This window comes from Paludibacter sp. 221 (assembly GCF_010501035.1).
In the GTDB taxonomy this organism is placed as follows: Bacteria; Bacteroidota; Bacteroidia; order Bacteroidales; family Paludibacteraceae; genus QVMH01.
The window spans coordinates 39706-51319 of record NZ_QVMH01000018.1 but is presented as its reverse complement, the minus strand read 5'-3'; the positions used below and the strand labels follow the sequence as shown (position 1 = coordinate 51319).

8 protein-coding genes are annotated in these 11614 nt (G+C 41.8%); 6 read left to right on the top strand and 2 right to left on the bottom strand.

Translation table 11 applies throughout. The features are described 5' to 3' along the window. The first annotated feature begins 477 nt into the window (after positions 1-477). The 6 genes from mutA (at position 478) to uraA (ending at position 8491) form a co-directional block, all read left to right on the top strand. Positions 478-2355, top strand: coding sequence for a methylmalonyl-CoA mutase small subunit (gene mutA, locus D0T49_RS05945; RefSeq protein WP_163629679.1), 1878 nt, complete (start codon positions 478-480; stop codon positions 2353-2355). Positions 2356-2381: 26 nt separating this feature from the next. Next, a complete protein-coding gene (locus D0T49_RS05940) occupies positions 2382-2771 on the top strand; it encodes a GxxExxY protein (protein WP_163629678.1) in 390 nt (129 codons plus the stop codon). 106 nt (positions 2772-2877) lie between these two features. Beyond that, positions 2878-5007, top strand: a complete 2130-nt coding sequence (gene scpA / locus D0T49_RS05935; RefSeq protein ID WP_163629677.1) for a methylmalonyl-CoA mutase — start codon at positions 2878-2880, stop codon at positions 5005-5007. A 108-nt stretch (positions 5008-5115) separates the two neighbouring features. Then, positions 5116-5685: a hypothetical protein gene (locus D0T49_RS05930; RefSeq protein WP_163629676.1), complete on the top strand. Its 570-nt coding sequence runs from the start codon at positions 5116-5118 to the stop codon at positions 5683-5685. 794 nt (positions 5686-6479) lie between these two features. Next, positions 6480-7109, top strand: a complete 630-nt coding sequence (upp, locus tag D0T49_RS05925; protein WP_163629675.1) for a uracil phosphoribosyltransferase — start codon at positions 6480-6482, stop codon at positions 7107-7109. 86 nt (positions 7110-7195) lie between these two features. After that, entirely contained in the window at positions 7196-8491 is a 1296-nt protein-coding gene (gene uraA / locus D0T49_RS05920; RefSeq protein WP_163629674.1) for a uracil permease, read from the top strand. Positions 8492-9351: 860 nt separating this feature from the next. Here the strand turns inward: uraA and D0T49_RS05915 are convergent. Next, the gene (locus D0T49_RS05915) at positions 9352-10566 is read right to left on the bottom strand and encodes an acetate/propionate family kinase (RefSeq protein ID WP_163629673.1); all 1215 of its coding nucleotides are present in this window, start codon (positions 10564-10566) and stop codon (positions 9352-9354) included. Positions 10567-10584: 18 nt separating this feature from the next. Next, the gene (locus tag D0T49_RS05910; protein ID WP_163629672.1) at positions 10585-11550 is read right to left on the bottom strand and encodes a 3-hydroxyacyl-CoA dehydrogenase family protein; all 966 of its coding nucleotides are present in this window, start codon (positions 11548-11550) and stop codon (positions 10585-10587) included. Between the last annotated feature and the right edge of the window lie 64 nt (positions 11551-11614).

Here is an 11614-nt window from a genome sequence, read left to right as displayed (position 1 = left end):
AGAGCGAAGTACAAAAAATGAAATACTGAGTAACTAATACCTTTTTAGAGGAAAGATACGAAAATAATATAGTATTTTAAGAACATCATTACAGGAAAACCAAATACCTTTTGAGCAAAAACGATGCTAAATTTTTCAAAAAAAAAGCCTCTTTCCTCTCTGTATACAAATACAATAAAAAAAACAGGAACAGCAACTTTTTGCTTAAAACTAACCCTGAAAAACATTTCCACAAAACACGATTGTTTTTATATGTTATAAAACACATGTTATACATGGATGAACAAACATTATTTTCTTGCAAAAAATATACTGAAAACAAACTTAAAGTAGTAATTTTGCCATCGTTTGTTTAAAAGTGCAGATATGCCGATAAAAATAATATGCCAATTCCATTGATTAAAGAAATTGGCATATCAATACATTTGGCACATTGGCACATTGGCACATTGGCACATTATTATCTAACTATATATTATGGCAAAAAACAAATTAAATTTATTGGCTGATTTTCCCGCCGTTACGACTCAGGAATGGATGGAGAAAATCGTAGCCGACCTCAAAGGAGCTGATTTTGATAAAAAGCTCATTTGGAAAACCAACGAAGGATTCAGTGTACGTCCTTTTTACAGGACTGAGGACATTGAAAACCTGGAAATAACCAATCTTTTACCGGGAGAATTTCCTTATGTACGTGGAACTAAAACCACAAACGAGTGGCACATCCGTCAGGAAATCAAAGTGGAAGACCCTGCCGAAGCCAACAAAAAAGCGTTGGATATACTAAACAAAGGGGTAACTTCCATCGGGTTCAAAATCAACAAAAAAGACCTGAGCGCAGCTTTTATTGCAATACTGCTTCACGGTATTCAGGCCGAAAGTGTAGAACTGAACTTCCAAACCTGTATAAGCTGCTCTGCCGATTTACTGACCTTGCTGCACAATTACTTCAAGTCGTTGAACTACGACCCGATGAAGTTACATGGTTCAGTAAACTTTGACCCCATCAGCAAAATGCTGCTGAAAGGTAAAAACCTGTCGGAAGAAGAAATTACACAAAAAGCCATTGCTACCATCGAAGCTGCAAACCAGCTTCCTTACTACCGTGTAATAGGCGTTAACGCTCTGACATTAACCAATGCAGGCGCGCACATTACTCAAGAATTGGGCTATGCGCTGGCATGGGGAAATCAGTATATTGCTATGCTGGACGAAGCCGGAATAGACCCTGCAACGGCTGCAAAACGCATTAAATTTAATTTCGGAGTAGGAAGCAACTATTTCATGGAAATTGCAAAATTCCGTGCAGCACGCCTGCTGTGGGCTTTAATAGTAGAAAAATATCTGGAAGAAGAAGTAGAAGAAAACCGTCAGGCAGTTTCGAAAATGCACATACATGCCGAAACAACTACTTTCAACATGACTGTTTTCGATGCTAACGTAAACATGCTGCGCACGCAAACAGAGGCTATGAGCGCAAGTATAGGAGGTGTAGATTCGTTAACTGTACTTCCATACGACTGTGTTTACAAAAATGCCGACGATTTCTCGGAACGCATCGCACGTAACCAACAGTTATTGCTGAAAGAAGAATCGCACTTCGACAAGGTAACCGACCCAAGTGCAGGTTCATATTATATCGAAACACTGACCAACGAAATAGCAAAACAAGCATGGAAACTTTTCCTTGATATTGAAGAACAAGGAGGATTCCTTGCCGCTGTTAAATCCGGCTCAGTTCAGAAAAACATAAAAGAAACGGCAGACTCACGCCTCAAAGCTATATCGAGCCGCAAAGAAGTGCTGTTGGGTACAAACCAGTTCCCTAACTTTACCGAATCGGCTTCGCAAAAAGTAGATTTGGAACCACACACATGCAAATGTGGATGTAGCAACGAACACGGACAACTGGAAACATTGCCATGCGTACGCGGTGGAGAAGAATTTGAAGCACTCCGTTTTGCTACCGAAAAAGCAGCTAAACGCCCAAAAGCATTCATGCTTACCATCGGCAATCTGGCAATGCGCTTGGCACGTGCACAATTCTCGTCAAACTTCTTTGCATGTGCAGGATACGAAATTATTGACAATCTTGGATTCAACACAGTAGACGAAGGCGTAAAAGCTGCCGAAAAAGCGGGAGCAGACATCATTATCCTTTGCTCGAGCGACGAAGAATACGAAACACTTGCGCCGGAAGCATACAAACTGGCAAAAGACAAATTCTTATTCGTTGTAGCAGGAGCACCGGCCTCAATGGACGACCTGAAAGCACAAGGCATACAGCACTTCATCAATGTGCGCTCTAATGTGTTGACTACGTTGCAAGAATTCAACCGTTTGTTAAATAATTAAACACGGAGACACAAAGACACGGAAGAATGAATAAATCGGAGTATGATTTATTAGGAAGTAAAATTGTAGATGCAGCATATTCTGTTCACAAAGAACTCGGTCCCGGCTTGCTTGAATCGGTTTATGAGCATTGTATGTTACAAGAATTAAGAACACGGGGCTTGACTGTGACCAGTCAAGTAAGATTACCACTAACTTACAAAGGAACAATTCTCGAAAAAGAATTTATTATTGATATTTTAGTGGAAGATACAATCATAGTAGAACTCAAAGCCTGCGAAGTATTGTTGCCCGTTCACGAAGTACAAATACTTACTTACATGAAACTTGCTGATAAGAAACTCGGATACCTGATAAATTTCAATGTTCCACTTATCAAAAATGGAATCAAAAGAAAAATAAATGGCTATATATAATTTCGTGTCTCACTATTAAAAATTATTCATTTGAAACAACAATAACACATGGAACAATTAAGAATACTTGGTGTCTTAGTGTCTCCGTGTTGAAACTCTCAAAAAAATGAAACCAAATTTTAAAGACATAAATATAGAAGATTTTGTTGCAGGGAAAACTCCTGAGCAACATAACAACGATACATGGCTGACACCCGAACAGATTCCGGTGAAACCTGTATACAGCAAAAACGACCTGAAAGGGTTGGAGCAATTAAATTACGCAGCCGGACTGCCGCCATTCTTACGTGGTCCGTACAGCGGTATGTACGCTATGCGTCCGTGGACAATCCGTCAGTACGCCGGATTTTCTACTGCCGAAGAATCAAACGCGTTTTACCGCCGCAACTTAGCATCAGGACAAAAAGGCCTGTCTGTAGCGTTCGACCTTGCCACACACCGCGGCTACGACGCCGACCACGAGCGTGTAGTAGGTGATGTAGGTAAAGCGGGTGTTTCAATCTGCTCGGTAGAAGATATGAAAATCCTTTTCGATGGTATCCCATTGAATAAGATGTCGGTATCTATGACAATGAACGGTGCTGTACTTCCTGTGTTGGCATTTTACATCAATGCCGGACTGGAGCAAGGCGCTAAATTGGAAGAAATGGCAGGAACTATCCAGAACGATATTCTGAAAGAATTCATGGTGCGTAACACTTATATTTACCCTCCAAAATTCTCGATGAAAATCATTGCTGATATTTTTGAATATACAGCTAAGAACATGCCTAAATTCAACTCTATTTCTATCTCGGGTTACCACATGCAGGAAGCTGGTGCTACTGCCGATATCGAGTTGGCTTACACACTTGCCGATGGATTGGAATATCTTCGGGCAGGGGTGAATGCAGGAATGGACATCGACGCTTTTGCGCCACGTTTGTCGTTCTTCTGGGCTATCGGGATGAACCATTTCATGGAAATAGCCAAGATGCGTGCAGCGCGTCTGCTTTGGGCTAAAATTGTAAAACAGTTCAATCCGAAAAATCCGAAATCGCTGGCATTGCGTACGCACTCGCAAACATCGGGTTGGTCGCTTACCGAGCAAGACCCGTTCAACAACGTAGGACGTACCTGTATCGAAGCAATGGGAGCAGCATTAGGACACACCCAATCGCTCCACACCAACGCATTGGACGAGGCTATCGCCCTGCCAACAGATTTCTCGGCACGTATAGCACGTAATACCCAGATTTATATTCAGGAAGAAACCCAAATTACAAAAGAAATCGACCCTTGGGCAGGTTCTTATTATGTAGAAGCCCTGACAAATGAAATTGCAGAAAAGGCTTGGGCGTTAATCGAAGAAGTAGAGAAATTGGGCGGTATGGCTGCGGCTATCGAAACAGGTATCCCCAAAATGCGTATCGAAGAAGCTGCCGCACGCACACAAGCACGCATCGACTCAGGCAACCAAACTATTGTAGGTGTAAACAAATACCGCTTGGAAAAAGAAGACCCAATCGATATTCTGGAAATCGACAATACAGCCGTTCGCGAACAACAAATAGCACGGCTGAAACAACTGCGTGCCAACCGTAACGAAGCCGATGTACAAAAAGCATTGGCAGCAATTACCGAATGTGCTAAAACAGGTAAAGGCAACTTGCTCGAACTGGCAGTAGAAGCTGCTCGCGTACGTGCATCGTTAGGAGAAATATCAGATGCCTGCGAAGCAGTAGCAGGACGTTATAAAGCAACAATCAGAACTATTTCAGGCGTGTATTCTTCAGAAACCAAAAACGACAGCGATTTCCAACGGGCAACAGAGCTTACGGAACAATTCGCGAAAAAAGAAGGTCGTCGTCCACGTATCATGATTGCAAAAATGGGTCAGGACGGACACGACCGTGGAGCAAAAGTAGTAGCAACGGGTTATGCCGACTGCGGATTCGACGTGGATATGGGCCCCTTGTTCCAGACACCTGCCGAAGCTGCTAAGCAAGCGGTAGAAAACGACGTAAACATAATGGGCGTATCTTCGCTTGCTGCCGGACACAAAACCCTTGTTCCACAAGTAATTGAAGAGCTTAAAAAACTGGGACGCGAAGACATCATCGTAATTGCCGGAGGTGTTATCCCTGCACAAGACTACGATTTCTTGTACAAAGCAGGCGTAGCAGCAATCTTCGGTCCTGGTACAAGCGTTGCAAAAGCGGCTGTTACCATTATGGATATTTTGCTGGAAGAGTAGGCTCTTTTTAAGCCTTTCACATAAAGAGACTTAAAACCTTATAGACAAACCCGCCTAACCTTTTTAAGCGGGTTTGTTCATAATACCTCACATCTTAAACTCAAATTTATGCCCTTAGAATACATTAACCGTAAAAAAAAAGCACATTATGTTAAAGTAAGCCTGACCAAAAACGGAAAAGAGCGCTATTATATAATAAAAGATAAATCCAAACTTGCTGAATCAGAGTTACTAACCGACATGCCACGCGGTTATGAATTTTACGAACAGCCGGAAGATGCATTAGTCGTTTTCCGAAAAATTGTAAAATCAAGTGTATCAAAAGAGGAGATGATGACCGTTGACTCCGTTATGCAAGAGCTAAAGCTACCAAACGACTATATTATCGACAGAGGAATAAACGAAATAAATGTTTATCTCGACCGCTTTACAAAAAAAGAAAACAAGGACTATTTCAGAGATAATATCCATTTATATCAGTATTATAATCTGATGTTGCGTTTTGTAAAATCAGGACGTAATTATAAAGCAGAGCGGTTCTGTCATTTACTTCGTTTTCATGGATGGATTACAATAGAAACTTCAGACGATTTAGAGTTTCTTGCAAAAAAATACTGCTATCATATTAATAAAGAGAGCTTATATGATTTTTGGATTGAGGGTGAAGAAGATTATTAAAATATCAATCATTTCACAATAAGACACGATAGAAGACCTGCCTTTCCACTCAAAATATCACTTTAATTTTTAAAGTCCCATAGAGACGGCTGTTTGGTAATAGCTAGTTTCACCATGTCATACTTGCGTGCCGTAGGTACGCTACTCGCTACAAAAGTTTCGTACCTACGGCACGAATAAAATCCATTATAACACACGTTTACCAAACTCATACTCCTACGGAGTATCCGGCAGGCAGCCGTGACCGGAAGACTTCAAGCATTAGAATAATCATGGCTTTAAGAACTGTAAGCCCAAGTTAAGCTTTAACCTGCGCTTTATACCTGCCTCTCGTTTGCAACGAGAGGTAGTATAACCTTATTTTCAGAAATAAACCTTAGTAACTCTAATATCTCTCATAAAACTAAACCTTATTAGCTTATTGGATAACAAAGAATAAATAAAGTAATAAGGTTGGCGATACTGGTCTCTGCCACTATTACTAAGGTTTATTTCTGAAAATAAGGTTTTCTGCCGGAGGTTATCTAAAAAGTGATAATCAGCACACGGAATACACTGACCTCGAGGACAAAAGAATAAAATGAGGATACTATAAATCTCCCTAAATCCCTCTCGGCCTCTCCCGCTTTCCAGGAAAAAGTTTTTGAGAGGGAGTTTGAGAGCGAGAAACAAAAGAACAATATCTGATGAATTTGGTGTTCAATATGTATTTTTGGTGCGTTGCCCCGAGTTAATGTTATATCTCCTAAGTTTTTTCCATAAATTTATTACTTTTGCAAAAAACATATTATCTCATGAGTAAATTATATATTATCGACCACCCGATGATACAGCATAAACTAACCATTATGCGTATGAAAAAAACGGGCTCTAAGGATTTTCGCGAACTGTTGAAAGAAATTTCCATATTAATGGGCTATGAACTTACAAAAGACCTGCCCCTATCAGAAATTGAAATAGAAACCCCGATGAAAAAGATGAAATCGAAACTCATTAAGGGTAAGAAGCTTGCCATTGTACCCATACTACGCGCCGGACTGGGCATGGTAGATGGATTGCTGAATTTACTGCCTGTGGCTAAAGTAGGGCATATCGGGCTTTATCGCGACCACGATACTTGTCAGCCCGTATTTTACTATAGCAAACTGCCTTTCGATATAGAACAACGCGAGGTTATCCTGTGCGACCCAATGCTGGCTACCGGAGGAAGCGCGTCGGATGCGATAGACCTGTTGAAAAAGAATGGCTGCTCTACCATACGCCTGATGTGTCTGGTAGCTGCTCCCGAAGGCGTAAAGGTGATTCAACAAAATCATCCTGATGTAGATATTTACACCGCAGCACTTGATGAGTGCCTCGACGAAAACGCTTATATCCTTCCCGGACTGGGTGATGCGGGAGATCGTATTTTTGGAACAAAGTAGTTTCAGTAGCGAGTAGCGAGTAGTGAATTTGTTTCACCAGTTCTATTGGCATATTAGCATATTGGCACATTAAATCATAAAATATCATGAGTTCGGAAAGAAGAATTATTCAAGTAGAAGAAAAAGTTCCTTTGCTGAAGGGAATCCCGTTAAGTATTCAGCATACGTTTGCCATGTTCAGCGCATCGGTTTTAGTACCTTGGTTGTTTGGCATGAATGCAGGTATCGTACTATTGATGAATGGTATCGGCACGCTGCTCTTCATTCTCATCACTAAAGGAAAATCGCCTGCATACCTTGGCTCAAGTTTTGCATTCTTATCCCCTACCTTCTTGTTGTTAGCCAATCCGGATTTCGGCTTTCAGTACGCTTTAGGCGGATTCGTCGTTTCAGGATTGGTTCTGTGCCTATTAGCCGTACTTGTAAAGTTTGTAGGGACAAAATGGATTGATTACGTATTGCCTCCCGCTGCAATGGGGCCTGTAGTTGCTCTTATCGGGCTCGAACTGGCAGGTACGGCAGCAAGCAACGGAGGCCTCATTTTGAGCGATACCTACACACAAATCAACCCTACGTTTGCCCTTGTATTTATCGTTACAATCGGCATAGCTGTGCTGGGGCAAGTGCTGTTTAAAGGATTCGCGGCAGCTATTTCCATACTTATAGCCATTATTACGGGGTATGTACTCGCTCTGTTTTTAGGGTTGGTTGATTTCGCTCCTGTAGTTGAATCAAATCTTTTTGCCGTTCCGCATTTCATGTTCCCTAAATTCAATCTACAAGCCATTCTTATAATACTGCCCGCCACACTGGTTGTTATATCAGAGCACATAGGGCATCAGGTGGTAACGAGCGAAATTATCGGGCGCGACTTACTGAAAGACCCCGGATTAGAACGCACGCTTTTCTCTGATGGTCTTTCCACTACAATATCCGGTCTTTGCGGCTCGGTACCTACCACTACTTATGGAGAAAACATCGGAGTAATGGCTGTTACAAAGGTGTATAGCGTTTGGGTAATCGGAGGCGCGGCTGTTATCTCTATATTGCTGGCTTTCTTTGCTCCTGCCTCGGCTCTTATCAGTTCCATACCCGGCCCGGTAATGGGTGGAATCAGCTTTCTGCTTTATGGGATGATTGGGGCTTCGGGTATCCGGCTCATAGTAGACAAAAAGGTAAACTATGCCAAAGCACGCAATCTGGCTATGACTGCCATTGTATTCGTTGTAGGTCTTTCGGGAGTATTTATCCAGATTGGCAATGTACAGCTAAAAGGGATGTCGCTTGCTACCATAGTAGGTATGCTAATGGGTGGACTGTTCTACCTTATCGACCGTCTGGGTTGGGCTAATGATAAAGACGAACCATCGCAGTTAAAATAAGGCTTCTATTACGCGATAACAACATATACATTTTAGAATCAGATAGTTAAAATACTTCTGTAATCAAATACTCTAAAAAAAGAAGATAACTCACCCCGTTAGTCGATGTAGATTAACGGGGTGAAGTTTTATTTCGTATACATCCTTTCAGGGGGATTATCTTAAAAGCAGGCAAGCCAATTGTTAGCCATTACAATTTGTAATGTAAAATAAGGTAATAAGGTAGGTTTGCTCTTACTTGTATTATTACTAAGGTTTATCAATAAAATAAGGTACTTGATAAAAACCTTATTTTCAACCAATAAGCTTAGTAGCTAATACTACCTGACAATCAATAACCTTATTACCTCATTTTGGGCGGTAATGATTTGATAATAGCAAAATTGCTTATTTTACTTTTGAGACATTCTCTTAACTATATGCGATATTTGGATTTATTTTAAAAAGTATGCTGACTTGAAAAGTCGGATTTTCATATGGAACAGTCCGATGTGTCGGACACCGCAGGCATGTGGCCTGCGGAGGAAAGATAAAAAGCACCCTCTGCCTGAAAGGCAGGACTGATTGCCACTGTCTTGCCTTTCAGGCGAAGTATAATTGGTAGCTGTTACCGCAAGCTGCGCTACGCTTGCATGCGGTATCCGATACATCGGACTGTTCCATATGCAAGTATTGCCTTTCAGGCATGAGCATACTTTTATTTAAACCTCCCGATATTTTCAATTGGCGTATAGCGGCTATAAGTCCGCTTTACGCCTAAGCTTTTTCTACTCTGCACATTCTTATAAAACAAATACGCCCCGTTAAATCTGCATAGACTAACGGGGCGTATTTTATTTTGTATTGTATCTTATACTCTCTTAAGCCTGCTTCTGTACTATCTCGAGTGTATCCGAAGCTATCATATACTCTTCGTCGGTAGGGATAACCACTACTTTTACTTTGGAGTCGGGGGTGGTAAGCAATACTTCTTTTCCTCTCGATTTTGCATTCAACTCTTTGTCGAACTTAATACCCAAATAGCTCAAGCCTTCGCAAACATACTCGCGTGTTCCGGTTTGGTTTTCGCCTACTCCTCCGGTAAAAACAATCACGTCAACACCATTCAATGCAGCAGTATAAGCTCCAATGTATTTTTTTATACGGTATTCGTACACATCCAATGCCAGTTTTGCACGTGCATTGCCTTCGGCCACGGCATTTTCAATGTCACGCATATCGGACGACAGGCCTGAGATACCCAACACCCCGCTATGCTTATTAAATAAAGCTGAAACTGCGGACGAACCAATACGCTCTTTTTCCATCAGGAAAGTTACTACACCCAAGTCCACATCGCCCGAACGTGTTCCCATCAGCAACCCTTCGATAGGAGTAAACCCCATAGAAGTATCTACCGATTTTCCGTTCTGAATAGCTGCTACCGATGCACCATTACCGATATGTGCCGTAATGATTTTGGTATTCTCGTAATCCAGCCCTAAAAACTCGCACGCACGACGCGACACATAACGGTGGCTTGTGCCATGAAATCCGTAACGGCGGATACCATATTTTGTATACAGCGAGTAAGGTATTCCATACATATACGCATAATCGGGCATAGTCTGGTGAAAAGCCGTATCGAAAACACCTACCTGTGGCACGTTGGGCAACAGCTCGCATATAGCGTTTATCCCTGCCAGGTTTGGCGGGTTATGGAGGGGAGCCAGTTCGATACATTCTTCCATCTTATGTATTACCTCGTCGGTAATCAGCACGCTCGAGCTGAATGCTTCTCCACCATGTACCACGCGGTGGCCTACTGCGTCTATTTCGTCCAACGATTTTACCGCGCCGTATTTTTTACTGGTCAGCACACCAAGTATATACTCTATAGCTGTCTGATGTTCAAGAATTTCGCCTTCAAGAATCACTTTTTGCTTATTATCTTCGTCGCCATACGTATGTTTCAGGAAAGAGCCCTTCATCCCGATTTTTTCCACACCTCCCGAGCCAAGCTCGTACCGGGTTTCCATATCCAGCAATTTATATTTTACTGATGAACTTCCACAGTTTAATACTAATATCTTCATTTTTCGTTCCTCCCTGTTTTATAAATTACCTTTTATGATATTACCTTTTTCATCGTACGTATAGAAACCTATCCCACGGCTGATGCCAAAATGCTTTGCACGGAACAGGCGCAGAAGTATAGGCGAGGGCTTATATTTCAGATGTCCGTACTCCTCGTGCATATTATTGAGCAGGCTCACTATTTTTTCAACACCCATTTGGTCGGCAGTACGGAAAACACCCTGATGGTGTCCGAAACCCACTGTCAGCACACGGTCGATGTCTTCTACATTGGAAATACCTTCCATCAGTATGCCACATGCTTCGTTCAACTGTATAAGGAACAAACGCAGGCTTACCAGTCCGGCAGATTCTTTAACGGAAACAAACTGATGGTTGATGAGCTTTGCAAACTGGCATACTTTATCAAAAGTTTCGTCGGAAGTATACAGGCTACGTACAATTTCGATAATCTGCGAGCCGGGAACATTCGACAGAAAATGCAGTCCTATACATCTTTCCTTATGTTTCAGTTCCGACGCCAAATCGGTAACTACCACCGTAGATATATTAGAAGCAATAATAGCCGTAGGGTCGAGCACTTCTTCCAAACGGTAAAATACCTCTTTACGCTGGGTTACTTCGCGCACTCCGGTTTGGTCGTCGTAGCGTATGGCTTCGATAACGAAATCGCACCCTTTGAAGTCTTCATAATCCGAAGTACCTGTAATGCGTCCCATCACGGCACGTTTTTCGTTCTGGGTCAGTCCCCAGTTTTCAATTTTTTTATTCAGTTTTTCTTCGATGCGGGTATTAGCATTTACTATTTTTTCTTCGGTAGGTTCAAGAAACACTACCTCGATACCATTTAGTGCTGCCGTAGTAGCTATTACACTACCTTCCTTACCTGCACCAACTACTCCAATGCGCGAAAACAAAGTGCTTTTTGCTTTCCGTTTACTTAATCCGTATTTCTCAATCGGTTCTTTAATGGGTTCTGCCATAATAATATATCTTATTAAGTAGCTACAAGAAATGAGCTACAAGCTACAAGTTTTTTTATCAGAA

Bases quoted from the DNA above. Each gene is read 5' to 3' on its own strand.
- mutA (WP_163629679.1), top strand. From the start codon at position 478: ATGGCAAAAAACAAATTAAATTTATTGGCTGATTTTCCCGCCGTTACG.
- D0T49_RS05940 (WP_163629678.1), top strand. From the start codon at position 2,382: ATGAATAAATCGGAGTATGATTTATTAGGAAGTAAAATTGTAGATGCA.
- scpA (WP_163629677.1), top strand. From the start codon at position 2,878: ATGAAACCAAATTTTAAAGACATAAATATAGAAGATTTTGTTGCAGGG.
- D0T49_RS05930 (WP_163629676.1), top strand. From the start codon at position 5,116: ATGCCCTTAGAATACATTAACCGTAAAAAAAAAGCACATTATGTTAAA.
- upp (WP_163629675.1), top strand. From the start codon at position 6,480: ATGAGTAAATTATATATTATCGACCACCCGATGATACAGCATAAACTA.
- uraA (WP_163629674.1), top strand. From the start codon at position 7,196: ATGAGTTCGGAAAGAAGAATTATTCAAGTAGAAGAAAAAGTTCCTTTG.
- D0T49_RS05915 (WP_163629673.1), bottom strand. From the start codon at position 10,566: ATGAAGATATTAGTATTAAACTGTGGAAGTTCATCAGTAAAATATAAA.
- D0T49_RS05910 (WP_163629672.1), bottom strand. From the start codon at position 11,550: ATGGCAGAACCCATTAAAGAACCGATTGAGAAATACGGATTAAGTAAA.